Source organism: Streptomyces sp. NBC_00193 (genome assembly GCF_026342735.1).
GTDB lineage: Bacteria > Actinomycetota > Actinomycetes > Streptomycetales > Streptomycetaceae > Streptomyces > Streptomyces stoeckheimensis.
On sequence record NZ_JAPEMM010000001.1, the window covers coordinates 2,425,851 to 2,450,448 of the forward strand.

Below are 24,598 nucleotides of genomic sequence, written 5' to 3' on the forward strand. Positions count from 1 at the left end.
CGGCGGGATTCTCATCGTCTTCTTGCGTAGCCGCTCGCCCGGACGCGCATCGTCGTACGACGGCAGCGTCGGGCCATCCACTCGATCAAGGGATTAACGATGATCCTACAAAGTCAAAGAGCCAAAATCAGCCGCGATGAGCTCCGCAGTTTGTGTGGCATTGAGCGCAGCGCCCTGACGCAGGTTGTCCGCGCAGACGAAGAACTCCAGCGACCGCGGGTCGTCGAGCGAGCGCCGTACCCGTCCCACCCAGGCCGGATCCGTTCCCGCGGCGTCCGACGGGGTCGGGAACTCCCCCGCGGCCGGGTCGTCCACGAGGACCACCCCTGGCGCCGATTCCAGGATCTCCCGGGCGCGCAGCGCCTCGACGGCGCCCTCGAACCGGGCCCGTACGGTCAGCGAGTGCCCGGTCAGTACGGGTACCTGTACGCAGGTCACGGACACCGGCAGCTCCGCCAGGTCCAGGATCCGGCGTACTTGCGCCCGTACGGCCAGCTCGTGCGAGGACCAGCCGTCCTCGCGGAGCTCACCGGACCACGGCACGACGTTGAGCGCGAGCGGACCCGCGAAGGGCCCGGTGTCCTCGCCCACGGCCCGGCGCACGTCCCCGGGGTGCTCCCCCAGGGAGGTGCCGGCGACGAGTGACAGCTGGCGGCGCAGTGCCTCGGAGCCGGCCCGGCCGGCCGCGCTCGCGGCCTGGTACGTGGAGACGGCCAGCTCGGCCAGCGCGTATTCGGCGTGCAGCGCGCCCAGCGCCGCGATCATCGCTGCGGTCACGCAATCGGGCCCGGCGACGATCCCGCGCGGCCGGATCCGGGCCGCGTGCCCGTTCACCTCGGGCAGCACCATCGGTACGTCGGGGTCCTCGCGGAAGGCCGAGGACTGGTCCACCACGACGGCTCCGCGCGCGGTGACGACGGGAGCCCACCGGGCGGACACCTCGGCCGGGGTCAGGAAGAGCGCGATGTCGCCCACCCCGAGGCCGTCGAAGGCGTCTTCGGTGAGGGCGAGCACCTCGGCCTCCGTACCGCGCACGGTCAGCCTGCGGCCGGCCGAGCGCGAGGAGGCGATCAGGCGTACGTCGCCCCAGACGTCGGCCCGCTGGGACAACATCTGGAGCAGGACGGAGCCGACGGCTCCGGTCGCCCCGACCACGGCGAGTGCCGGAGCCGGGACGGACCGGGCCCCGGTCAACGTCCCGTGCCTCCGTAGACGACGGCTTCGTCGCCGCTGTCGGAGTCGAGTCCGAAGGCCGTGTGCACGGCGCGGACGGCCTCGTTGACGTCGTCCTGGCGGGTCACGACCGAGATGCGGATCTCCGAGGTGGAGATCAGCTCGATGTTGACGCCCGCGTCGGACAGCGCCTGGAAGAACGAGGCGGTGACGCCCGGGTTGGTCTTCATGCCCGCGCCGACCAGGGAGATCTTGCCGATCTGGTCGTCGTAGCGCAGGGACTCGAAGCCGATCGTGCTCTTCGCCTTCTCCAGGGCGTCGATGGCCTTGTGGCCCTCGGCCTTGGGGAGGGTGAAGGAGATGTCCGTCAGGCCCGTGGAGGCGGCGGACACGTTCTGCACGATCATGTCGATGTTGATCTCGGCATCCGCGATGGCGCGGAAGATGGCCGCGGCCTCACCCGGCTTGTCCGGGACGCCGACGACCGTGATCTTGGCTTCGGAGACGTCGTGAGCGACTCCGGAGATGATGGCGTGCTCCACCGGCTCGTCCCCTTGCGGATTCTCGTTGCTGACCCAGGTGCCCGGCAGTCCCGAGAAGGACGAGCGGACGTGGATCGGGATGTTGTAGCGGCGCGCGTACTCGACGCAGCGGTGCAGCAGCACCTTGGAGCCGGAGGCCGCGAGCTCCAGCATGTCCTCGGAGTTGATCCAGTCGATCTTCTTGGCCTTCTTCACGACGCGGGGGTCCGCGGTGAAGACGCCGTCGACGTCGGTGTAGATCTCGCAGACCTCGGCGTCCAGCGCCGCGGCGAGCGCGACGGCGGTCGTGTCCGAGCCGCCCCGGCCGAGGGTGGTGATGTCCTTGCTGTCCGCCGACACGCCCTGGAAGCCGGCGACGATGGCGATGTTGCCCTCGTCCAGCGCAGTGCGGATCCGGCCCGGCGTGACATCGATGATGCGCGCTTTGTTGTGGACCGAGTCGGTGATGACGCCTGCCTGGCTACCGGTGAACGACTGGGCCTCGTGGCCCAGGTTTTTGATCGCCATGGCCAGCAGGGCCATGGAGATCCGCTCTCCGGCGGTCAGCAGCATGTCGAATTCGCGCCCGGCAGGCATCGGGGACACCTGCTCGGCGAGATCGATCAGCTCGTCCGTCGTGTCGCCCATCGCGGAAACCACGACGACCACTTGGTGGCCGTTCTTCTTGGCATCCACGATCCGCTTGGCAACACGCTTGATGCCTTCGGCATCGGCTACGGAGGAGCCTCCGTACTTCTGCACGACAAGGCCCACGTGCGCTCCTCGCTCAGTCCGTCTCATTGCAGGTGCAGTCTAACGAGCGGCCGGGATACGACCGCCTCGTACCACATCATGAGACGAAAGGATCAGAAGACGGGTTCCCCCGCCGATGGGGTTTTCTGGGGTTTCGTGGGGTTTCGCGGACGTCACCGCCGGCCGAGTCCGCCGAGCTCCTCGGCCATGACCTGTCCGGCCTGCTCCGCGAGTTCGTCCTCGGCGAGGTCCTCGTCCGTGTCCAGCCCGTCCAGCGCGGCCAGCGGCTGGTCGAGGCGGACGTGCGCGATCAGCGACTGGAGGGCGCGCAGCGTGGCCGACGCCGTGGGGCCCCAGTTGGTGAAGTACGAGAACTGCCACCACCACAGCGCCTCGGTGACCCGGCCCGCCTGGTGGTGGATGAGCCCGTGCCGCAGGTCGGCGACCACGTCGGCCAGGTCGTCGGAGATCCGGTGCGGGACCGGGGCCTTGCGCGGCTCGTAGGGGTCGAAGACCTCCGAGTAGACGTCGACCGGCTCCAGCATCACGGCGAACCGCTCGCGCAGGTCGTCCACATCCGGCTCCGGGCCCAGGTCGGGCTCGTAGCGCTCGTCGGGCAGGACGTCCTGGTACGCGCCCAGCCGGCCGCCCGCCAGCAGCAGCTGGGACACCTCCAGGAGGAGGAAGGGCACGGCGCTGTCCGGGTCCTCGCCCTTGGCCACCTCGGTGACCGCGACGATGAAGGACTCGATCTGGTCCGCGATCGAAGCCGCGAAATCGTCCGGATCCAGTCCCAGGGCGTGCAGCGTTGCGTCAGACATCGAGAAGTCGCCTTCCTTCAAAGGCCCGCCCGAGCGTGACCTCGTCCGCGTACTCCAGATCTCCCCCGACGGGGAGCCCGCTGGCCAGGCGGGTGACCTTCAGGCCCATGGGCTTCATCATGCGGGCGAGGTAGGTGGCGGTCGCCTCGCCTTCCAGATTCGGGTCGGTCGCGATGATCAGCTCGGTGACCGAGCCGTCCGCGAGCCGCGCCAGCAGCTCCCGGATGCGCAGGTCGTCCGGGCCGACGCCCTCGATCGGGCTGATCGCGCCGCCGAGGACGTGGTACCGGCCCCGGAACTCGCGCGTCCGCTCGATCGCGACGACGTCCTTCGACTCCTCGACCACGCAGATGACCGTCAGGTCGCGGCGCGGATCGCGGCAGATGTTGCACCGCTCCTCCTGCGCCACGTTCCCGCACACCGCACAGAACCGGACCTTGTCCTTGACCTCCAGCAGCGCGTGCGCGAGGCGGCGGACGTCGGTGGGCTCGGCCTGCAGGATGTGGAAGGCGATCCGCTGCGCGCTCTTGGGCCCGACGCCGGGCAGCCTGCCCAGTTCGTCGATCAGGTCCTGGACCACGCCTTCGTACAACGGACTGCCTTCTTTCGGTGCGGGAGGGTTCCCGAGCCGGGGAGGCTCGGGAAGGGACTAGAACGGAAGGCCGGGGATACCGCTGCCGCCGCCCAGCCCCTGCGCCAGCGGGCCCAGCTTCTGCTGCTGGAGCGCCTGCGCATTCTCGTTGGCCGCCTGGACCGCCGCGACCACCAGGTCCGCGAGCGTCTCGGTGTCCTCGGGGTCCACGGCCTTCGGGTCGATCACCAGCGCACGCAGTTCACCGGAACCGGTGACGGTCGCCTTCACCAGGCCGCCGCCGGCCTGACCCTCGACCTCGGTGCGCGCCAGCTCGTCCTGCGCCACGGCGAGGTCCTGCTGCATCTTCTGGGCCTGCTGGAGCAGCTGCTGCATGTCGGGCATGCCACCACCGGGAATCACAGGTCACTCACTCCGTAGCGTCGGGCCAAGCGCCGGCGGCTTGGTCAATCCGAGCCTACGTGCTCCCCGGGCGCCGCGCCCTACGCCGTGAGGACCAACTCTTTCGAGTGAGAGACGGGGCGTGCGCGTACCTGATGACGCCCCCCTTGCGGGCGGAAATCCCGGGAATCGTCGCCCATCGCGTCTCATTCGAAGGTAGGAAGAGCATGCGCACCATTGCGCACACGCGCACCACCACACGTTCAGCGCAGGCAGAGGGAGTGCCCGGGTGAGTCAGCCGGAGATGCAGCCCGAGGGGCCACCCCGGGATCCCGCTGAGGACGGCGACCTTACCGGCCGGCCGTTCCCTCTCGGGGACTGGGGCGAGCCCGCGGAGCGGCTCGACGAGCTCTACCGACGGGTCGAGGCCGACGCGCTGCGCACCGCCGAGTGGTACCTGTCGGACCGGGCGTGGAAGCGCCGCGGGGCCCGGATCCTGCGGATCGGGGCCGCCGCCGGCGCGGTCACGGGCGCCTCTATGCCGCTGCTGGAGCTGACCGGCTCGGTGCCCGGAGCGGCCTCGTACGGCTATCTCGCGCTGCTCCTGGGCGCGGCCTGCCTGGCCTGCGACCGGTTCTTCGGCCTGACCTCGGGCTGGATGCGGGACGTGGCGACGGCGCAGGCCGTGCAGCGGCGACTGCAGACCCTGCAGTTCGACTGGGCCACGGAGAACGTGCGCGAGATCCTGGGCCCGACCGAGGGCACCGCCAGCGAGGCCGCGGAGCGATGTCTGACCGTGCTGCGCCGCTTCTCGGAGGACGTGACCGAGCTGGTGCGGTCCGAGACCGCGGAGTGGATGGTCGAGTTCAGCTCCGGCCCCGCCCCGCTGGTCATGCAGTCCCTGGGCGCGGGCGGGTCCCGCTCGGAGGCGTACGTCCCGCCGGCCCGCTTTCCGCTCCCCCCGGGCACCCGCCCGAACATGCCCCGCCAGAGACCGCCGGAGCAGCCGCGCTGAACGGGGCGGGGCCGGCTCCGCCGTGCGGAGCCGGCCCCCACGCCGTCCATGCGAACGCGCGTACGGACCGCGTCAGCTGAAGATGATCATCGAGCCCTGGCCGAGGCTCCGGGTCGCCGCCGCGTGCAGGCCCAGCCACACGTGCCGCTCCCGCGCGAAGGGGCTGTCGTCGTACGGGATCGGCCCGGCCGGCTCCTCCAGCGAGGTCGGCCGTCCCGGCGGCGCCGGGGCCAGCGGCGGGTTCCGGGGGTCTATCCCGATCGCGGGAGCCACCAGCGCCAGCTCGCGCAGCAGGCCCTGTGCGGAGCCCAGCGGCCCGCCCCCGGCCAGCAGCTCCTCATTGGCCAGCGGGTACGCGAAGTCCACGGGGACGTAGGCCCCCGCGTGGTCGTAGTGCCACACCAGGTGCGACTGCTGCGCCGTCGGCTCGAACATCTCCAGCAGTTGCTCGTAGTCCCCGCCCAGCTCGTCCACCGGGGTCACCGGCAGCCCGCAGATCTGGAGCAGGTACGCCCGCCGCAGGAAGTGCAGGGCGTCGTAGTCGAAACCGGCCACCGGGGCGACGTCCCCGGACAGCCCCGGCATGTACGCGAACACCGGCACGGACGGCAGTCCGGCCTCGCCCAGCGCCTTGTCGTACGAGGCGATCTCTTCCGCGAACGGATTGTCGGGGCTGTGGCACAGCACGTCGACAAGGGGGACCAGCCACAGGTCACAGGCCACTCGGCCTCCGATCAGTCGTTGTCGCCGATCGGGCCAGCGTAGTGCGCCGGACACGCTCAGCGAAGGGGTGAGCAGAACCTTGCGACGCGGATCCGGGCGGGACGCGCACCGGATCGCCGCCTACGGCTCGCCCGGTCCCACCCTCCAGACCCACACGTCGCGCACCTGCTCCGGCTCCCGGCCCAGCAGCCCGGTGAGCAGGTCCCGCAGCTCGGTGTCCCGGTCCTGGAAGGGCAGGACGACCGCGCCGGCCTTCCAGTACTCCAGGTCCTGGCGGGCCTGCAGCCGCCAGCCGGCGTCGACCTCGGGCGGCTGTGCGCCGTAGCGGACGTCGCGCAGCATGTTCGAGAGGTGCCGCGGGGTGGCCCCGTAGATGCCGATCCGGTCGGGGCCCCACGGGCCGTTGAAGTAGCCGCCGGCCAGCCGGAAGCCGAAGTCCGCCTCCACCTGCCAGTGCAGCGCGTCCGCCTGGCCGGGGTCCGGCAGCGGTACCGGAACGAGTGCCTCCCCGTCCTTGACGTAGCCCTTCCAGTCCCCGGAGGTGATGAACGCGGGCACCGGCGCGCGGTCCCGTACGGTCAGCGGCAGCGGCAGGACCGGGATCAGCGCGGCCGCCGCCCCCAGCAGGCCCAGGGTGCGCAGCTCGCGGGTGCGCAGCCGGAGGATCCGGTCGAGCGCGAGGGCGAGCAGGATGCCCAGAACGGGCGCGCACACCATCGCCACGCGCCCCTCGATCACCGACTCGAAGAGCGGCAGCTTGATCATCAGGCGCCAGGGGCCCGGCAGCACGATCTCCGTGCGGGGTACGGGCACCCACGGCCCGAGGGACAGCAGGAGCGCGACGAAGCCGGTGAGCGCGAGGGCCCGTACGGCCCTGCTCCGCCACAGCCACACGCACACGGCGACGCCGAAGGCGAGCAGGGGCCAGCCGTAGAAGGCGTTCTGCTCGGTGGTGTTCAGGGAGAGCTTGCCGGCCGTCTCGGGGTCGCCGAAGAGGGAGCGGGAGGCGTACTCGATCAGGGCGCGCGGGCTGTTCCCGGCGTTGTCCCCGTGCAGGACCGAGTGGTAGCTCTGCGGGCCGAAGAACTGCCAGTACAGCGGTACGGCCACCAGCGGCAGGCACACGGCGAGCGCGACGAGCAGACCGGAGCCCAGCGGCCGCGCGGCCGCGAGGGCGCGGCGGCGGTCGACGAGGAGGTAGGCCGCGCAGAAGACCAGCATGCCGAGGGCGGCGATGAGCAACGGCTCTTCGCCGATGAAGATCTGGTACGTCGCGAAGAGCCCGAGCAGCACCCCGTCACGCGTCACACCGCGGCCTTCGCGGGGCGCCTCGCACAGGCGCAGGGCCCGGTCGATGATCAGCGGGATCATGAAGAGGACGACGAAGTTCGGATGGCCGTTGGCGTGCGAGACCATCGGCGGCGCGAAGGCCGCGAGCGCCCCGCCCGCGGCGGCCGCCCAGCGGCTGCGCACGAACCGGCGGCGGATCAGCCAGTACCAGGTCCAGGCGCTCGCGGCCATGCCGAGCGTGAGGACCAGCGCGAAGGTGACGGTCTCGCCGAAGAGCAGCGTGACCGGGATCAGCGGGACGTTCAGGCCGAGCATCGTGGCGTTGGCCATCAGGTTCACGCCGTCGGGCATGCCCTGGGAGAGGGTGAAGAGCGGGTTGCGGAGGTGGGTGATGTTGTCGGTGGTGACACCGACGAACCACTCCCACTGGTTCTGGTCCTGGAGCGCGTCCGCGAGGTAGGCGCCGTCGAGGTCCGTCCACAGGCCCTGGAAGACGTAGAGGGAGAGCAGGAGGAAGACGCCGGCCACGGCGAGGCCGCCTGCGTTGAGGCGGAACAGCTCGCCGAGGGCCTGGCGGCGGTCGGGGCGCGGGGCCGGGGCCGGGGTGTGCGGGGCGTCGGCCCGGCCGGCCGGGAGCTCGACCTCCGCCACGTGCCAGCCCTGACGGCGGACCCAGCGCAGGACCTCGGCGTCGATGGCCGGTCCGTCGAGGGTGGAGGCACCGAAGGCGGCGCGGGCGCGGTCTCCGTCGAAGAGGGCGAAGGCGCAGGTGTCCGCGCGGAATCCCGGTATGCCGGGGACGCCGAGGGTGCGGACCAGCCGGCTCCGGGAGCGGCCGAGGACCACGGCGGGCGGTGCGTCGTCCGCCTGCGGGGTGCCCGCGTCCAGGACTTCTTCGAGGCGGGCCAGCGCGTCGAGCGGGGTGCTCAGGGCGGCGTCGGTGAGCAGGACCCGGTCGCCCGCGGAGGCGAGCACTCCGGCGCGGAGGGCTGCACCCTTGCCGCGCCCGCGCCCGCGGACGCCGCTGCCGTCGGTGCCGTCGTCGGCATCGGCGTCGGTGCCGGCGTCGAGGCGGATCAGCCGGATCCGGGGTTCCTCGGCGGCGGCCGCCGCAGAGGCGGTCTCGGCGTCGGTGACCAGGATGAGTTCCCAGGCGCCCGGACCCGTGCCGCAGTGCGCGTCGAGGTGCTCGCGCAGGACGGTGAGGGTGTGCTCCGGGACCGGAGCGGGGACGACGACGGACAGGCCGACGGCGCCGAGCCAGCGCGTACCGGCGGCGGCCCGCTTCCCCTGGTCGGCGCCCACGGCGCTCTCGCCGGTCACGCGCCGGCCGCCTTCAGGCCCGCGGCCCAGTCGAGACCGTGCTGGTTGTACGCGTGCACGAGGCGTCGTACCTCCTCGGCGTCCGCGCGGGTCACCGCGTCCATCAGTTCGTTGTGGCCGGCCCACAGGTCGGCGCGCAGGTCCGGCTCCGCCTTCAGGTAGGGCACGGCGAACACCCAGCACTGCACCCGGATCCGGTGCAGGAACTCGGAGATGTAGATGTTGCCGACCAGCCCGCTCAGCTCCCTCCAGAAGCGCAGGTCGTAGCCGATCAGCACTTCGAGCGAGCCGTTCAGCGCTGCCCGCCGCGCCTCTTCCGCCCGGCGGCGCACCGAGACCAGCCGTTCCCCGGAGCCGGGGGCGGTGCCGCGTTCCACGAGCCTGCGGAAGATGCCTTCCACGATCAACGTACGAGCCTCGATCATGCCCCGGAAATCATCCACGGTGAAGACTCGGACGCGGAAGCCGCGGTGCTGGATCGAATCGAGCAGGCCCTGCGCGGAGAGATCGACGAGGGCCTCGCGGACGGGGGTCGCGGAGACTTCGTACTTCTCGGCGATCTGTTTGACGGTGAATTCGCTCCCGGCCGCCAGGCGCCCCGCGAGCACCTCGTCACGCAGCGCGTCCGCGATCTGCCGGCGAAGTGTGTTGCGGGTGACAGCGCCGCTGCCTGGCATAGGGGTCCGTCTCCATCTGTGGGCTTCGGACACCTTAGGCCAGGCAGCACGGCCGAAACCGATCGGTTGGTGGCCGCTATATGGATTTAGCGCCCGTTATCCGGACGGACCACGCTTCTCTTCTTGATCATTCGACCCTGCGCGGGGCCCTCCCGGGGCACCCGCACAGGGTCGTCCTTGCTGCTCGGAGCCTGCTCGGAGGCTGTTCGCGGCCCGTCCGGGACTCCCCTCCTGCCCTGGTCCCGGGGGTGCGCGTCAGGCTCGCTCAAGCCTCGTCGGGCGTCGACGCGACCTCGGTCAGGCCGAAACGTGACGGTCGGCGACGGTCAGCGCGTCGTCCAGCAGGGCCAGGCCCTCCTTGGCGTCCGCTTCCGTGATGTTGCACGGGGGGACGACGTGGGTCCGGTTCATATTGACGAACGGCCACAGCCCGGACGCCTTGCAGGCCGCGGCGAACTCGGCCATCGGCGCGTTGTCGGCGCCCGCGGCGTTGTAGGGAACGAGCGGCTCGCGCGTCTCCTTGTCCCGTACGAGTTCCAGGGCCCAGAAGGTGCCCAGACCGCGCACCTCCCCGACCGAGGGGTGGCGCTCCGCGAGCTCGGCGAGGGCCGGGCCGATCACGTTCTCGCCGAGGTGGGCGGAGTGCTCGACGATGCCCTCCTCCTCCATCGCGTTCATCGTCGCGACGGCGGCGGCGCAGGCGAGGGGGTGCCCGGAGTAGGTCAGGCCGCCCGGGTAGGGGCGCGTGGCGAAGGTCTCGGCGATCGCGCCGGAGATCGCGACGCCGCCGAGCGGGACGTAGCCGCTGTTGACGCCCTTGGCGAAGGTGATCAGGTCGGGGGTGACGTCGAAGTGCTCGGCGGCGAACCACTTGCCGGTCCGGCCGAATCCCGACATGACCTCGTCCAGGATGAAGACGATGCCGTAGCGGTCGCAGAGCTCGCGCACGCCGGCCAGGTAGCCGGGGGGCGGGGTCATGATCCCGGCCGTGCCGGGGACCGACTCCAGGATGATCGCGGCGATCGTCGCCGGGCCCTCGAAGGCGATGGTGTCGGCGAGGTGGGTGAGGGCGCGCGCGCACTCCTCGGCCTCGGTGGTCGCGTGGAAGGGCGAGCGGTAGAGGAACGGTCCCCAGAAGTGCACGACGCCGGCGGCGGCCGTGTCGGAGGGCCAGCGGCGCGGGTCGCCGGTCAGGTTGATCGCGGCGGCGGTGGCGCCGTGGTACGAGCGGTAGGTGGACATCACCTTCTGCCGGCCGGTGTGGAGCCGGGCCATGCGGACGGCGTTCTCCACGGCCTCGGCACCGCCGTTGGTGAAGAAGATCTTGTCGAGGTCGCCGGGGGTCCGCTGCGCGATGAGGCGTGCGGCCTCGGAGCGGACGTCCACGGCGAAACCGGGGGCCAGGGTGCAGAGCCTGGCCGCCTGCTCCTGAATGGCGGCGACGACCTTGGGGTGCTGGTGACCGATGTTGGTGTTGACCAGCTGGGAGGCGAAGTCGAGGTAGCGCTTGCCGTCGTAGTCCCAGAAGTGCGACCCCTCGGCTTTGGCCACGGCGAGCGGGTCGATCAGGGCCTGGGCGGACCAGGAGTGGAAGACGTGGGCGCGGTCGGCGGCCTTGACGGAGGCGCCCGAGGTGACGTGAGGGGTCATGGCCGCAACCGTAGAAGTGTGCAGGTGGGGAGGGATATCGGCGGTCTGTATGCGGGTGGGGGGCGGGTCTCGGCAGTCTGTCTGGGGAATGATTGACAGTATGCTGTCACGATGGCAGCATACTGTCATAGAAGGCAGCGGCGACGGCGACATCGGAGGCGAGCACGATGAGCGAGACGAAGACGCAGGCGAAGACGCGGGCAGCGGTGCAGGGCCGGGCGGAGAGCGGGACGGAGACCGGGGCGCAGGCGCAGTCCGCGGGCGCCGCGGTGCGCACGGTCCACGTGGCGGTCTACGACACCTACGCCGACTGGGAGACGGGCCACACCACCGCGCACCTGACCCAGCACGGCTACGAGGTCCGCACGGTCGGCGTCGCCGCCGGCCGGCCCGTCACCACGATGGGCGGCCTCCGCATCCAGCCCGACCTGGCCCTGGACGACCTGCGCCCCGAGGAATCCGCGCTCCTCATCCTGACCGGCGCCGGGCTGTGGGACGCGGGCGACGAGCTGGCGCCCTTCGCGGCGAAGGCCGAGGAGTTCCTCGCGGCGGGCATCCCGGTCGCGGCGATCTGCGGAGCCACGGCCGGCCTGGCCCGCGCCGGAGTCCTGGACGGACGTACGCACACCAGCGCGGCCCCCTTCTACCTCGGCGGCCAGCCGGGCTACGCGGGCGCGGAGCGCTACGTCGAGGCCGACGCGGTCACCGACGGGGACCTGATCACGGCCGGCCCCACGGAGCCGGTGGCCTTCGCGCGCGAGGTCTTCTCCCGCCTCGGGGTGTACGAGCCGCACGTGCTCGACGCCTGGTACCGCCTGTTCCACGACTCCGACGAGAGCGCCTACCCGGTGCTGATGGCGGCGGCACAGCCCGAGACGGGGCAGGAGCGGGAGCCGAGCGATGCCTGACCAGCCCGCGCCGCGGCCCGCACCGCGGCCCACGGGGCAGATCACCGGGCGGGCCGGTGGGCAGCCCTCCGCGACGGACCCGGCGCCGTCCGGAGCCGCCGCCTCCGCGCCCTCGGCGCCCTCGCGCGCCAAGGGTCCGCGGGAGGACTCCCTCCGCGCCCGGCAGGACCTCCTGAGCCGCACGGCCCTCGGGGTGTTCCGGCTCAACGGCCAGTTCCTCTCCGTATCGGAGGAGCTGGCCCGCCCGGCGGGGCTGACCGCAGCCTGGTGGCAGGTGATCGGAGCCGTACTCCGCGAGCCGCTGCCCGTCGCCGCCATCGCCCGGGCCATGGGCATCACCCGTCAGAGCGTGCAGCGCATCGCCGACCTGCTGGCCGCCAAGGGCCTCGCCGAGTACGTCCCGAACCCGGCCCACCGCCGGGCGAAGCTGCTGCGCCCCACGGAGGCGGGCCGCGCCGCCGTCGCCAGGATCGGCCCGGGCCACGCGGCCCTGGCCACCCGGCTCGCGGAGGCCCTCGGCGAGGACGGCTTCGCCGAAACGGTCCGCGTCCTGGAACGCCTGTCGGCCGCCCTGGACACCCTGCCGCCCTCACCCGACGCCCCACCCGACGTCCCGGCCTAGGCCGGTCCCGCCGGGAGCAGCCAACACGCCCCGCCCGTACGCCTGGTGGAACCTCCGTGTCGGCTGTGTCCCGGCCCCCGGCAGCCCCGCCCCGGCGGCCGACCTGCGGCAACCCCACCCCCGCAACCCGCAGCGCGCCCGGCCGCACTATTGTCGGGCTCCGGCGAGTCCCAGGGGGAGGACCACCTGTCATGGAACAACTGCACCCGCGCGACGCAGAGCACATCGGCCCGTACCGCCTGCTCGCCCGCCTCGGGACCGGCGGCATGGGCCAGGTCTACCTCGGCCGCGCCGAGCACTCCGACCCCGGCACGAGCAGTGCCACGGGCACCGGCGGCGGAGCCGCAACCGGAACCGGAACCGGCGCCCCCACCGGCACCCGGACCCGTACGGGCACCCGCACCGCCGCCGTGAAGCTGATCCACCCCCACCTCGCCGCCCACCCCGATTTCCGCACCCGTTTCCGCCGCGAGGCCGACGCCGCCCGCCTCGTCGGCGGGGACTGGACCGTCGCCGTCCTCGACGCCGACCCCGACGCGGAGATCCCCTGGCTGGCCACCGCCTACATCGCCGGGCCGAGCCTGCGCCAGGCCGTCGGCGGCGACTTCGGCCCGCTGCCGGCCGCCTCCGTACGGATCCTGGGCGAGGGGCTCTCGTACGCCCTCCAGGACATCCACCGTGCCGGTCTCGTCCACCGGGACCTGAAGCCCGGCAACATCCTGCTCACCGCCGACGGCCCCCGCGTCATCGACTTCGGCATCGCCCGGGCCCTGGGCGCCACCACCGACCCCGCCCTCACGCAGACCGGCGAACTCCTCGGCTCCCCCGGCTTCCTGGCCCCCGAGCAGATCAACGGCACTCCCGTGACCCCGGCCTGCGACGTGTTCGGCCTCGGCGCGGTACTCGCCTACGCCGCCACCGGCCGGCTGCCCTTCGGGGACCCGGACCAGCCCGGAGGCATCGCCGCGCTCCTGATGCGCGTCACGGAAGCGGAACCCGACCTGGCGGGCGTACCGGCCGAACTGCGCGACGTCGTACGCGATTGCCTGCACAAGGACCCGGCCGCCCGGCCCACCCCCGCCGAGCTCCTCGAACGGCTCGCCGCGCACCGGGAGGACGCCCCGGAGCCCTGGCTGCCCGCGCCCCTCGTCGCGCGGCTCGGGCAGCACGCCATAGCCCTGCTGGACCGCGTGGACGCGGGCCCGGACCGGCCCGAGCCGGCGACCGTGCCCGCCCAGCGCACGGCGGAGCAGCCGGTCTCGACCCCGCCTGCGCCTGGGCCTGCGCCTGCGCCCACGCTCACCGCCTTGCCCGGGGCGGACGACGGGTCCGGCTCCCTCTCCGGACCCGGCTCGGGCCACGGCCCCGCCGCCGGACCCTGGTCCGATTCCCGGCGCGGCTCCCGCTCCCGGTCCGTCTCCACGGCCCTGCTCGTCGCCGTCGCCGTGGTCGTCGCCGTGGCGGCGGGCGGCAGTGTGTACACCGTCATGAGCGGAGCCGGCGACGGTGCGCCCCGCGCCGGATCCGGCGCCTCCCCGTCCGGCTCCTCCGGTGCCTCCTCCGGCGGGCAGGCCACCGGGGACGCGACGGCGTCCGGCGCTGTCGCCACTCCCTCCCCTTCCGTCCCTCCCGCCACGCTCCCCGAGGCCTACGCCGGCACCTGGCGCACCGTCTACGGCGGGCAGAGCTGGCAGCTCACCCTGACCCCCGGCACGACCGGCGCCAACGTCATGTCCCTGACCCTCCAGGCCCCCGGACTCAGCTGCGCCTGGACCGCGCCGCTGCGCTCCGCCACCGCCGACAGCGTCGGGCTCGACCCCTCCACGGTGATCTCCGGTACGCCGCCCTCGTGTTCGCCGGGCGGCCGGAGCACGCTGCGGCTGCTCTCCAACGGGACCCTGGTGCGGGAGCTCGACGGCAGCACCGCAGCTCCGCTCACGTACCGACGTCGCTGATTATTTCGAAGTCAACAAGCCTGCAGGCACAGCTTGTTGCCATCACAGGTGCCCCCGCACACTGCGGCACATCGAGCCGTTGAAGGTAGTGGCACGACTGTGGGAGCGGATCGAGGCAGATCGCCGGGGCGCGGGAGTACTGGACCAGCCCGGGCCAGGACCCGGCCCCGCGCTGGCACGCCGGGCAGGGGCAGGGGGCAGGGGCGGCGGGGGTCAACTCGCCCGGCCTGAACCCTGAGTAGCCCCTGTCATACCTGAGAGCTACCTGGGAAGTGGGCTCTCCAGTGGGACGCCGACGAGGGCTCCCGATTCCTAACTTCGTGACCAGAGAACAACGCAGCACCGCCCCTCTGGCACGAACGAAGGAACGGACCCATGAGCCGCCGACCCACCGCACGTCCCGACGGCCGCCGCAGCGGCCGTCTGCGCCGCACGCTGCTGGCCGGGCTCGTCGCCGCGGCCGTGGTCATGCCCGTTTCCGCCGCCGCCTCGCCGAACGTCCCCGCGCCGGCTCCGGCCGTCCTCGGCGAGGGCGCCGCCCTCCCCGACCGGTTCGCCGCCAACCTCGCCAACCTCTCCGAAGCGGCCCGTACGGCCGAGAAGGCCGGCCGCACCGGCCGCGCTGCGAAGCTCCGGGCCATGGAGGCGGGCGGCGGTGCCCGGTTCCTCGTCTTCGACGGGCGCGGCAAGGGCCGGGCGATAGAGGTGTTCGGCGATCTGGAGAGCGCCGACCGGGTCGCGGTCCTGGTCCCCGGGTCGGACACGACGCTGGACACGTATCAGAGGTTCCGCGCCGGAGCCGTCGCCCTCGACCAGCGCCTCCGGGCCGAGCACCCCCGCTCCGCCGTGGTCGCCTGGCTCGGGTACGACACCCCGGGCACGGTCAGCCCGGCCGTCCTGACCACGGGCCGCGCCGACGAGGCCGCCGCCGACCTCGGCCCCTTCCTGCCCCGGTTGGCCCGAATGGCCGCCCCGCAGGCCCGCCTCTCGCTGCTCTGCCACTCCTACGGGTCCGTCGTCTGCGCCCGTACCGCGACCGGCTCCGAGGTCACCGACATGGCGCTGTTCGGCAGTCCGGGCACGGGGGCCGGTTCCGCCGCGCAGCTGCCGACCCGGGCCCGGGTCTGGGCCGGCCGGGGCGGCGCCGACTGGATCTCCGGTGTCCCGCACGTCAGCGGCGGCGGGATCGGATTCGGCACCGATCCCGTGGACCCCGCCTTCGGAGCCCTGCCCTTCGCGGCCGGCTCCGGCGGCCACAGCGACTACCTCAAGCCGGGCACCGAGTCGCTGAACAGCCTGGCCGGGATCGTGCTCGGCGCCTCCCCGGCGGCGCGGACCGGCTCGTCCCCCGCCGCACCCCTCGCCCTGTCCGCCCTCGCCGTCCCGGAGGTCTCCCATGCGCGTGCGTGAACCGCTTGCCCGCTGGTCCGCTCTCGCGGACCGCATCGACGCCGGAACCCCCGCCCACCGGGACCGGGCCGTGGACGCGCTCCGTGCCTTCGCCATCCTCGGCGTGGTGCTGGGCCACTGGCTGGTCACCGCGCTCACCAGTACCGACGGCGGCCTCAGCACCACCAGCCCGCTGGCCCACATGAGCGCACTGGCCCCGGTCTCCTGGGTGTTCCAGACCCTGGCGGTCTTCTTCCTGGTCGGCGGTCACGTCGCCGCCCAGGGGTACGAGTCGGCGCGCGGCCTCGGAGTCCCGTACGGGCAGTGGGTCGGGCAGCGGCTCGGCAGGCTGTTCCGGCCGGTGGCCGCCGTCCTGGTCCTCTGGAGCGTGGCGTCCGTCGGCATGCTGCTCGGCGGCGTCGGGACGGACACGGTCCGGACCCTGCTCAAGCTCGTCCTCTCCCCCCTGTGGTTCCTCCTCGTCTTCGCCGCGCTCACCGCCGCGACCCCGCTCGTCGCCCGGCTGAGCCCGCTGTGGCCCCTGGCCGTGGTGGCCTCGGTCGATGTCTGGCGCTTCGGGTTCGGTGGGCCCGCATGGATCGGCTGGGTCAATGTGGCCGCGGGCTGGCTGGTGCCCTACACCCTGGGCGCCGCCTGGTCCCGGGGCGCCTTCGCCCGGCGCACCCCGGCCGCCCTGCTGCTGGGCGGCGGGATCGCCGCCACGGCCGCACTGATCCTCTGGGGCGGGTACCCCGCCTCCATGGTCGGCGTTCCCGGAGCCGCGGTCTCGAACCTGAACCCGCCGACGCTGGCCGCGGTCGCGTTCGGCCTGGCCCAGTGCGGGCTGGCGCTGCTGCTGCGGGAACCGCTGGCCCGGGTGATGAGCCGGCCGCGGGCCTGGGCGAAGGTGGCACTGGTGAATCTGTCCGCCATGACGATCTTCCTGTGGCACCAGACCGCGATGATGGCCGTCACCGCTGTGGGGCTGCTGTTCTCCACCGATCTGCCCGGCCTGCACACCGTGCCCGCCTCCGCGGAGTGGATAGCCGTCCGACTGCTCTGGCTTCCCGTGTTCGCGGCCGCGCTGGCGGTCTGCTGGGCCGCCTTCCACACCTACGAGCAGGCCGGCGGCCGCCCCCGGGGCCGGGCCCGGCGCGGATCCTCCAGGACGCCGGTCACCCCCTCCCGGATCGTCGCCTCCTCCGCCCTGACCCGGGGGAACGCCTCCCCCGTTGCCCGCACCGGCTCAACTCCGGTCGGTGAAGGCACAGTCGCCGGCGGCACGGTCGCCGAAGCAGTCACCGGCCCGGTGGCTCCCGCCAAGGAGACCCTCCGTGCCTAGGCTGGACGATGTGAACGAGCAGAGCGAGCCCACGACACCGGCCCCGGTCCGCGCACAGCCCGGCTCGGCGGCCGGTGGGGACACCGGCGGTCCGCACAGCGTGAGTTCGGCCGTGGTGCGCGGCGTGGTCCGGGATCTGCTCGACCTGAGGTCCGATCCGCTTCCGAGGTTGTCGCGACCGCGCTGGCTGGCCTGGCTCCCGCACGTGGTGCTCGTCTATCTGGCGGTGTACTTCTATTTCCTCACCGTGGAACAGCTCCACAATCACTACGAGATCACCGGCGGCTGGGTACCGTTGCTGTCGATCCTGGTCGGCCTGTCCCTCGTGGTCGCCGTGCGGCGGCCGATGGCCGGTTTCTGGCTCGGCCTCACCGCTGCCGGACTGATCGCCTGGACGGTCTACGGCAACGTCGGACAAGGACAGAGCTGGCCCTGGCTGCCCGCCGGAATCTTCACCTTCGCCCCGGTCCTGTTGCTGGTGGCCCTGCGCGTGCGGCCCTGGGTGACCATCGGGGCGGTCTTCGTCTCGATCGCCTTCACCGGTCTGGCCGAGATCCTCTTCAAGCCCGAACACAGCGGGACCAGCCTCCCCGGGGCCGTCCTCCTCTTCGGCTTCACCGGCCTCCTCGGCTATGCCCTGCGCGCGACGCGACTGGCCCGCACCAAGCTGGTCGAGCAGGAGACCCTCACCGAGGAGGAGCGCGCCCGCCGCACCCTGCTGGAGGAGCGCAGCCGGATCGCCCGCGAGCTGCACGACGTCGTCGCGCACCACATGTCGGTGATCTCCATCCAGGCGCAGGTGGCCCCTTACCTCGTGGAGAACCCGTCGGAGGAGCTCAAGGAGAACCTCGCCGGGATCCGCGCGAATGCCGTGGAGGCACTGACGGAGCTGCGGCGCGTCCTGGGGGTGCTGCGGTCCGAGCACCCGGACGAGGAGGCGGAGCTGCACCATCCGCAGCCCACCCTGGCCGAGTTGGGCGGCCTCGTGGACAACGTGCGGGCGGCCGGGCTGGAGGTCACCACCGAGATCGCGGGCATCCGCCGGCCGCTGTCCCCGGGGGTGGAGCTCACGGCGTACCGGATCGTGCAGGAAGCGCTGAGCAACTGCCTGCGGCACGCGCCCGGCTCCCGCGTGGAGGTCGGCATCGCCTACGGGCCCCGCGATGTGCACCTGTGCGTCGCCAACACGGCGCCCACCCGGCCGGCCCCGCCGACCATGGGAGCGGGGCACGGGCTGCTGGGGATGCGCGAGCGAGCGGGCATGCTGGGAGGCGAGCTGGCTGCCGGCCACCGCCCCGACGGGGGGTACGAGGTGAGCGCCGTGCTCCCGATGGATCCCGCGCCCCCGGGCGGCGTGACCTCCGCCGGACCCGAGAGGAACGAGAAGGATTCATGACTGCTGCCCCGATCAAGGTGATGATCGCCGACGACCAGATGATGGTCCGCCAGGGCTTCACCGTGCTCCTCGACGCCCAGCCCGACATCGAGGTCGTCGGTCAGGCCGTCGACGGAGCCGAGGCCGTGGCGAAGGTCGCCGAGCTGGTTCCGGACGTGGTGCTGATGGACATCCGGATGCCCGGGATGGGCGGTATCGAGGCCACCTCCCTCATCACCGGCGTCCCGGGCTCCGCGGTGAAGGTGCTGGTGCTGACCACCTTCGACCTCGACGAGTACGTGTACGAGGCGCTGCGCGCGGGCGCCTCGGGCTTCCTCCTCAAGGACGCCTCCGCCGATCAGCTGGCGGAGGCGGTCCGCGTGATCGCGGCCGGCGAAGCGCTCCTCGCTCCGAACATCACGAAGCGGCTGATCACCGAGTTCTCCCGGCTGGGGGCTCCGAGGGCGCCGTCGAAGGCGCGGATCGACGAGCTGACGGAGCGGGAGACGGAGGTCCTGTCGCTGGTCGCCCAGGGCATGTCGAACGCGGAGATCGCCGAGCACCTGATCCTCGCCGAGCAGACGGTCAAGACGCACGTGGGCCGGATCCTCGTGAAGCTGGGTCTGCGGGACCGCACGCAGGCCGCGGTGTTCGCGTACGAGACGGGTCTGATCCGTCCGACGGGCTACTGAAGCGGCCCGGGTAGTACTTGAGGGGGACCCCGGGAAATCCCCTTCAGCGGCGACGCGGACCAGGCCGGGGCCCACCTACCGTGGGGAGCATGACCGAGACGACCCCCGGGGCGACCCCCCGGACCCCAGAGATCCGGCTGGCTTCGGGCTTCATCCAGAGCCTGCGCGAAGCTCTGATCACCGACGCCTTCGCCTACCGTCCCCTGCTCCCGATGCGCACGGACGGGCCGCTGACCCGGCGGCTCCCGAAGCGGATACGGACCGAGGCCGCGCACCTGCCGCATGCGGTCGTCTGCGTGGTGGCGTTCCTCGTGGTGGTCTTCACCTCGATCACCACCGGCCTGCCCCAGGCCGCTTCCCTGGTGATGGGGCTGCTCGCGGCCACCCCGATCGTGATGACGCTGGTGCGTCCGCTGGGGGCGTTCTGGGCCGCGGTGGCGGTCACCCTGATCTTCTCGGTCGTCAGCGGCTCCGATCCCAACTGGCCCTGGATCCCCGCCACCTTCTTCTCGTACCTCGCGACGGTGACCCTGGTGGGGATGCGGACCACTCCCCGGACGGCCGGCTGGATGTGGGTGATCACACTGGCGATCGGCATCGGGACGTCCGTCGTGCTCGGTCACGGTCAGACCATCAACGTCGGCCCGATGGCCTTCGCCTCGGCGATCGCCCTGCTGGCGGTGAGCATCCGCAATATCCGCAAGCAGGCGGAGCAGGAGGTCACCGCGCAGCAGGAGGTCACCGCCGTCGAGCGGGACCGGCGCACGCTGCTGGAGGAGCGGACCACGATCGCGCGGGAGCTCCACGACGTGGTCGCCCACCACATGTCGGTGGTGGCCATCCAGGCGGAGGCCGCGCCCTACCGGGTGAAGAATCCGCCGCCGGAGCTGGAGGCCGCGTTCGTCACCATCCGGGAGAACGCGGTGGCGGCCCTGACCGAGCTGCGCCGGGTGCTGGGCGTCGTCCGCTCCGCGGACTACGAGGCGCCGGACGCCCCGCAGCCGACGCTGGCCTCGCTGGACGGGCTGTTGGCCAATGTGCGGGAGGCCGGGCTGAGCGTGGACAAGACCGTGACGGGTGCGGTGCGCGAACTGCCTCCGGGCGTCGAGCTGTCGGCCTACCGGATCATCCAGGAGGCCCTGAGCAACACCCTGCGGCACGCGCCGGGCGCCGGAGCCGCGGTCGAGGTCTCGTACGTGCTGGGCGGGCTGGGCCTGCGCATCGTCAACGAGGCGGGCACCGGGGACGTGCGGCCCTCTCCGGGGGCGGGGCAGGGGGTGACCGGGATGCGCGAGCGGGTGGCCATGCTGGAAGGCGAGATGACCGCCGGGGAGCTGGCCTCCGGGGGGTTCGAGGTGGCGGTGTTCATACCCGTGGCCGGCAGCCGTCCTGACCTGGCGAAGGATCCGGCGTGACGATCAGAGTGCTCATCGTCGACGACCAGATGATGGTCCGTGAGGGTTTCTCCGTCCTGCTGAACGCGATGGACGGCATCGAAGTGGCCGGGGAGGCGGTGAACGGGCGGGAGGCCATCGCCCAGGTGGCGGCGCTGAAGCCGGATGTGGTGCTGATGGACATCCGGATGCCGGAGATGAACGGCCTGGAGGCGACACGGGAGATCGTGGCCGCCGACACGGACGCGAAGGTGCTGGTCCTGACGACCTTCGACCTCGACGAGTACGTGTACCAGGCGCTGCGGGCCGGTGCGTCCGGGTTCCTCCTCAAGGACGCCTCGGCCCGTCAACTGGCCGATGGGGTGCGGGTGGTGGCCGCCGGTGAGGCGCTGCTGGCACCTTCCGTGACCAAGCGGCTGATCACGGAGTTCTCGAAGCTGTCGGAGACCCGGTCGCAGGTGGGCTCGGCGGCGGTGACGGAGCTGACGGAGCGGGAGACCGAGGTGCTGGTGCTGATCGCCCAGGGGTTGTCCAACGCGGAGATAGCGGACCGGCTGATCATCGCCGAGTCCACCATCAAGACGCACGTGAGCCGGATCCTGGTCAAGCTGGGATTGCGGGACCGCACGCAGGCGGCGGTGTTCGCGTACGAGACCCGGCTGGTGACCCCCGCTTAGGCCGCTCCGAAAAGTTGTCCACAGCTGTGGACAACTTTTCGGACGGGCATGGATCAAGGAGTGCCGGGGCTCAGGCCGCCAGGTCCCGGCGGCGCAGGGCGGTCAGGGCAGCGGCCAGCAGAGCCGCCGCCAGTGCGGTCAGCGTCAGCAGAGGAGCCCAGGTCAGGGCCTCGGAGCCGGGTATCCGGGGCAGGTGGGCGAAGGGGGACAGGTCGAGGACCGCCCGGGGGAGGTTCAGCGCGGGGCCGATCCAGCCGAGGGCCAGCGCAGCCCCGGCCACCGCCCAGCCGGCCGACGCGTAGCCGGGGACCGCGCCGTACAGGAGGGCCGCGACGGCCCCGATCACCCATACTGCGGGGAGCTGCGCGAGAGCGCCCCCGACGGTCTGCGCGAGACCCGCGCCATGGCCGATGCCCAGGCCGAGCCCGCCCAGCAGCAGGATCAGCGCCGAGCCGCCGAAGGCGACGGCCAGATGACCGGCGGCCCAGCGCAGGCGGCCGACGGCGTGCGCGAGTACGGGCTCCGCGCGCTGCCCCGACTCCTCGGCGCCCAGGCGCAGTACCGCCGACACGATGAAGAGGGCGGCCACCAGCCCGAGCATTCCGGCCATCGTCGCCAGGAAGGCGTCGGTGAGGCCCGCCGCTCCGCCCGCGCCGCCCATCCGCTCGATGATCTCCCGGGTCTTGGCGTTGTCGCCGACCAGCTCGCCGGCCCCGTCCGCCATGCCCCCGAACACCACGCCGGCCAGCAGGAATCCGAGGCTCCAGCCGAGCAGCCCGCCCCGCTGCAGCCGCCATGCCAGCGCCCCGGCACTGCCGAGCCGCCCCTCGGCCGGGCCCGGGCGGACCGCCAGGAAGCTCATGCCGAGGTCGCGGCGACCGGCGAGCAGATAGGCCGCGGCCGTCTGGACGGTGAAGGCTGCGGCGAACAGGGCGAGCACCCACCAGCGTTCGGCCGCGAAGGCCCGTAGGTGCTCCAGCCAGCCCAGCGGTGAGATCCAGGTCAGCGCCGACGAACCGTCCGCGGAGCCCGCGTCGCCCGCGGCGCGCAGGACGAAGGCCGCGCCGAGCAAGGCCCCGGCGAGCCCCTTGGCGAGCCGCGCGCCCTCGGTGAGCTGCGCCGTGACGGCGGCCGCCGAAGCGAACAGCATCCCGGTGGCGCCGATGCCGAGCCCGAGGGCGAGTGCTCCGCCCGCGCCCCGCCCGGCGAGGCCGGCCGTGACGAGGAGGGTGACCAGGGCGTTGGCGGCGAGGGCCGCCAGCAGGCCCGCCGTCAGGGGTGCCCGGCGCCCCACCATCGCCGCCGACAACAGCTCCTGACGGCCCGTCTCCTCTTCCTCGCGGGTGTGCCGGATCACGATGAACAGGCTCATGACCCCGGCGAGCAGCCCGGCGAAGACCCCGCCCCGCCAGGCGGTCAGCGCGCCGATCGAGTCGCCGAAGGCGGGTCCGTAGAGGGCGCGGAGCGAGCCGTTCGCGCTCATGGTGGAGAGCAGGCGGGCCCGTTCGGCCGGCGTTTCGTACACCGATGCGAGGGAGGCGGGCAGGCTGAGCAGCAGGCCGGCCACGGCCAGGATCCAGACCGGCATCATGACCCGGTCGCGGCGCAGGGCGAGGCGCAGCAGGGCTCCGGTCCCGGCCAGTTGACGGTGCTTCATCGCAGCGCCTCCGTCTCCTCGGCCCGGGCGTAGTGCCGTAGGAAGAGCTCTTCGAGGGTCGGCGGGGTCGCCGTCAGGGACCGCACCCCCGAGGCGGCCAGCGACCGCAGTACGGCGTCCAGCTTGTCCGTGTCGGCCTGGAGCCGGATCTTCTGCCCCTGCACCTGCACGTCGTGGACGCCCGGCAGGTGCGCGAGCCCGTTGGGCGGGGCGGCGAGCTCGGCGCTGATCGACGTACGGGTCAGGTGGCGCAGTTCGGCGAGGCTGCCGGTCTCGACCGTACGGCCCTTGCGGATGATGCTGACCCGGTCGCAGAGGGCTTCGACCTCGCTGAGGACGTGCGAGCTGAGCAGGATGGTGCGGCCGGCGGCCCGGGCCTCGCAGACGCAGCTCCGGAAGACCTCCTCCATCAGCGGGTCGAGGCCGGAGGTGGGCTCGTCGAGGATGAGCAGCTCCACGTCGGCGGCGAAGGCGGCGACGAGGGCGACCTTCTGCCGGTTGCCCTTGGAGTACGTACGCCCCTTCTTGGTCGGGTCGAGTTCGAACCGCTCGATCAGCTCGGCGCGGCGCGCCCGGTCGAGGCCGCCTCCGCCCGCGCGGCCGCCACGGCTGCCTTGTCCGCCGCGCAGGCGCCCGTAGAGGTCGATGACCTCGCCGCCCGAGAGGTTGCGCCAGAGGGTGACGTCGCCGGGGACGTAGGCGATGCGTCGGTGCAGCTCGACGGCATCGGCCCAGGGATCGCCGCCGAGCAGTTCGACGCCGCCGGAGTCGGCGCGCAGCAGGCCGAGCAGGACCCGGATCGTGGTGGACTTGCCGGCGCCGTTGGGACCGAGGAATCCGTGCACCTCGCCGGTGGCGACCGCGAGGTCGAGGCCGTCCAGTGCGCGGGTGCGACCGAACGCCTTGTGGAGTCCGGCGGCGTTGATTGCCTTCGTCATGTTTCCGAACGTACGCTGCTTTCACAATTTTGTGAAGGTCGGGAATCACGTAAAGTCGGGAGGGTGGCGAACGACGTGAACGACGACGTGATGAACGATGCGGAGCCCCGGGACCGGCGAGGCCTCCGGGACGACGAAGCGGTCTCACGCTTCGTCGAGCGGTTCGCCGCGCAGCTGACCGAGGCGGGGATGCAGCGGATGGCGGCGCGCGTCTTCGCCCAGCTGCTCGCGAGCGACGGCGGCGCGATGACCTCGGCGGAACTGGGCGAGGCGCTCCGGATCAGCCCCGCGGCGGTATCCGGAGCCGTCTCCTACCTGTCCCAGGTCAACATGGTCAGCCGGGAGCGCGAGCCGGGTTCGCGGCGCGATCGCTACGTGCTGCACAACGATCTCTGGTACGAGACCTTCACCCGCCGGGACCAGATCCTGACCCACTGGGAGAAGACCCTGCGCGACGGCGCGGCCAGTCTCGGCCCCGACTCCCCCGCGGGCACCCGGATCGCCGAGACGGCGGCGTTCTTCGAGTTCATGCAGGCGGAGCTCCTGGGCCTGATGGACCGCTGGCGCACCCACCGCGCCACCCTGAACCTGCCGTAGCCCCCGTCCGGCACCGGCACCGGCAGCGCCACCGGCCGCGGCTCCGTGGCGGCCGGCGGAGCCTCCGCCTAGCGTGGCCCGGGGGTCTCCGACCCGGCCCGGGCCGGAGGAACACCGGACTCCGGACTCAGGA

Annotated in this window: 22 protein-coding genes; 11 read left to right on the top strand and 11 right to left on the bottom strand. The window is 72.5% G+C overall.

Features of this window, described 5'->3' with window-relative positions; translation table 11 throughout:
• Positions 1-105: 105 nt before the first annotated feature.
• The 5 genes from OG898_RS10540 to OG898_RS10560 all read right to left on the bottom strand — a co-directional run bounded on the left by OG898_RS10540 (position 106) and on the right by OG898_RS10560 (position 4,262).
• Positions 106-1,194, bottom strand: a complete 1,089-nt coding sequence (locus OG898_RS10540) for an aspartate-semialdehyde dehydrogenase (protein ID WP_266956380.1) — start codon at positions 1,192-1,194, stop codon at positions 106-108.
• Positions 1,191-2,468, bottom strand: a complete 1,278-nt coding sequence (locus OG898_RS10545; RefSeq protein ID WP_250744895.1) for an aspartate kinase — start codon at positions 2,466-2,468, stop codon at positions 1,191-1,193. The genes OG898_RS10540 and OG898_RS10545 overlap by 4 nt, the downstream gene beginning before the upstream one ends.
• 152 nt (positions 2,469-2,620) lie before the next feature.
• On the bottom strand, positions 2,621-3,268 hold the full coding sequence (locus tag OG898_RS10550; RefSeq protein WP_250744896.1) for a DUF5063 domain-containing protein: 648 nt from the start codon (positions 3,266-3,268) through the stop codon (positions 2,621-2,623).
• The gene (gene recR / locus OG898_RS10555; RefSeq protein WP_243330636.1) at positions 3,261-3,860 is read right to left on the bottom strand and encodes a recombination mediator RecR; all 600 of its coding nucleotides are present in this window, start codon (positions 3,858-3,860) and stop codon (positions 3,261-3,263) included. Before recR ends, OG898_RS10550 begins: the two co-directional genes overlap by 8 nt.
• A gap of 57 nt (positions 3,861-3,917) precedes the next feature.
• Positions 3,918-4,262 carry a YbaB/EbfC family nucleoid-associated protein gene (locus tag OG898_RS10560; protein WP_250744897.1) on the bottom strand — a complete coding sequence of 115 codons (345 nt, stop codon included), beginning with the start codon at positions 4,260-4,262 and terminating at the stop codon, positions 3,918-3,920.
• A gap of 268 nt (positions 4,263-4,530) precedes the next feature.
• Between OG898_RS10560 and OG898_RS10565 the strand changes: the two genes are divergently transcribed.
• Positions 4,531-5,256, top strand: a complete 726-nt coding sequence (locus tag OG898_RS10565; protein ID WP_250744898.1) for an SLATT domain-containing protein — start codon at positions 4,531-4,533, stop codon at positions 5,254-5,256.
• A gap of 72 nt (positions 5,257-5,328) precedes the next feature.
• Here the strand turns inward: OG898_RS10565 and OG898_RS10570 are convergent, their stop codons facing one another.
• The 4 genes from OG898_RS10570 to OG898_RS10585 form a co-directional block, all read right to left on the bottom strand.
• Complete coding sequence (locus OG898_RS10570; protein WP_250744899.1) at positions 5,329-5,979, bottom strand: hypothetical protein; 651 nt, start codon at positions 5,977-5,979, stop codon at positions 5,329-5,331.
• Between the two features lie 120 nt (positions 5,980-6,099).
• Complete coding sequence (locus tag OG898_RS10575) at positions 6,100-8,592, bottom strand: glycosyltransferase 87 family protein (RefSeq protein ID WP_266956384.1); 2,493 nt, start codon at positions 8,590-8,592, stop codon at positions 6,100-6,102.
• Positions 8,589-9,269 carry a GntR family transcriptional regulator gene (locus tag OG898_RS10580; RefSeq protein ID WP_266956386.1) on the bottom strand — a complete coding sequence of 227 codons (681 nt, stop codon included), beginning with the start codon at positions 9,267-9,269 and terminating at the stop codon, positions 8,589-8,591. The genes OG898_RS10575 and OG898_RS10580 overlap by 4 nt, the downstream gene beginning before the upstream one ends.
• A 297-nt stretch (positions 9,270-9,566) precedes the next feature.
• On the bottom strand, positions 9,567-10,919 hold the full coding sequence (locus OG898_RS10585) for an aspartate aminotransferase family protein (protein ID WP_250744902.1): 1,353 nt from the start codon (positions 10,917-10,919) through the stop codon (positions 9,567-9,569).
• 167 nt (positions 10,920-11,086) lie between these two features.
• Between OG898_RS10585 and OG898_RS10590 the strand changes: the two genes are divergently transcribed.
• From OG898_RS10590 to OG898_RS10630, 9 genes are all read left to right on the top strand, one after another.
• Positions 11,087-11,827 carry a type 1 glutamine amidotransferase family protein gene (locus tag OG898_RS10590; protein ID WP_266956388.1) on the top strand — a complete coding sequence of 247 codons (741 nt, stop codon included), beginning with the start codon at positions 11,087-11,089 and terminating at the stop codon, positions 11,825-11,827.
• Between the two features lie 172 nt (positions 11,828-11,999).
• The gene (locus OG898_RS10595; RefSeq protein WP_266960184.1) at positions 12,000-12,449 is read left to right on the top strand and encodes a MarR family winged helix-turn-helix transcriptional regulator; all 450 of its coding nucleotides are present in this window, start codon (positions 12,000-12,002) and stop codon (positions 12,447-12,449) included.
• Between the two features lie 191 nt (positions 12,450-12,640).
• On the top strand, positions 12,641-14,404 hold the full coding sequence (locus tag OG898_RS10600; RefSeq protein ID WP_266956390.1) for a serine/threonine-protein kinase: 1,764 nt from the start codon (positions 12,641-12,643) through the stop codon (positions 14,402-14,404).
• A 375-nt stretch (positions 14,405-14,779) separates the two neighbouring features.
• On the top strand, positions 14,780-15,814 hold the full coding sequence (locus OG898_RS10605; RefSeq protein WP_266956392.1) for an alpha/beta hydrolase: 1,035 nt from the start codon (positions 14,780-14,782) through the stop codon (positions 15,812-15,814).
• A complete protein-coding gene (locus OG898_RS10610) occupies positions 15,801-17,135 on the top strand; it encodes an acyltransferase (RefSeq protein ID WP_266956394.1) in 1,335 nt (444 codons plus the stop codon). The genes OG898_RS10605 and OG898_RS10610 overlap by 14 nt, the downstream gene beginning before the upstream one ends.
• Positions 17,136-17,145: 10 nt before the next feature.
• Positions 17,146-18,531, top strand: a complete 1,386-nt coding sequence (locus tag OG898_RS10615; RefSeq protein WP_266956396.1) for a sensor histidine kinase — start codon at positions 17,146-17,148, stop codon at positions 18,529-18,531.
• A complete protein-coding gene (locus OG898_RS10620; RefSeq protein WP_250748785.1) occupies positions 18,528-19,202 on the top strand; it encodes a response regulator transcription factor in 675 nt (224 codons plus the stop codon). The genes OG898_RS10615 and OG898_RS10620 overlap by 4 nt, the downstream gene beginning before the upstream one ends.
• A gap of 89 nt (positions 19,203-19,291) precedes the next feature.
• Positions 19,292-20,617, top strand: a complete 1,326-nt coding sequence (locus tag OG898_RS10625) for a sensor histidine kinase (protein WP_266956398.1) — start codon at positions 19,292-19,294, stop codon at positions 20,615-20,617.
• Positions 20,614-21,273: a response regulator transcription factor gene (locus OG898_RS10630; RefSeq protein WP_266956400.1), complete on the top strand. Its 660-nt coding sequence runs from the start codon at positions 20,614-20,616 to the stop codon at positions 21,271-21,273. The genes OG898_RS10625 and OG898_RS10630 overlap by 4 nt, the downstream gene beginning before the upstream one ends.
• A gap of 70 nt (positions 21,274-21,343) precedes the next feature.
• On the opposite strand, the gene OG898_RS10635 is transcribed toward OG898_RS10630, so the two are convergent.
• Together OG898_RS10635 and OG898_RS10640 are read right to left on the bottom strand one after the other, a co-directional pair.
• Positions 21,344-22,930 carry an ABC transporter permease gene (locus tag OG898_RS10635; RefSeq protein WP_266956402.1) on the bottom strand — a complete coding sequence of 529 codons (1,587 nt, stop codon included), beginning with the start codon at positions 22,928-22,930 and terminating at the stop codon, positions 21,344-21,346.
• Complete coding sequence (locus OG898_RS10640; RefSeq protein WP_266956404.1) at positions 22,927-23,868, bottom strand: ABC transporter ATP-binding protein; 942 nt, start codon at positions 23,866-23,868, stop codon at positions 22,927-22,929. Before OG898_RS10640 ends, OG898_RS10635 begins: the two co-directional genes overlap by 4 nt.
• 90 nt (positions 23,869-23,958) lie before the next feature.
• Here OG898_RS10640 and OG898_RS10645 point away from each other — a divergent pair, with 90 nt between their 5' ends.
• The gene (locus tag OG898_RS10645; RefSeq protein ID WP_266960186.1) at positions 23,959-24,465 is read left to right on the top strand and encodes a GbsR/MarR family transcriptional regulator; all 507 of its coding nucleotides are present in this window, start codon (positions 23,959-23,961) and stop codon (positions 24,463-24,465) included.
• Positions 24,466-24,598 lie beyond the last annotated feature (133 nt).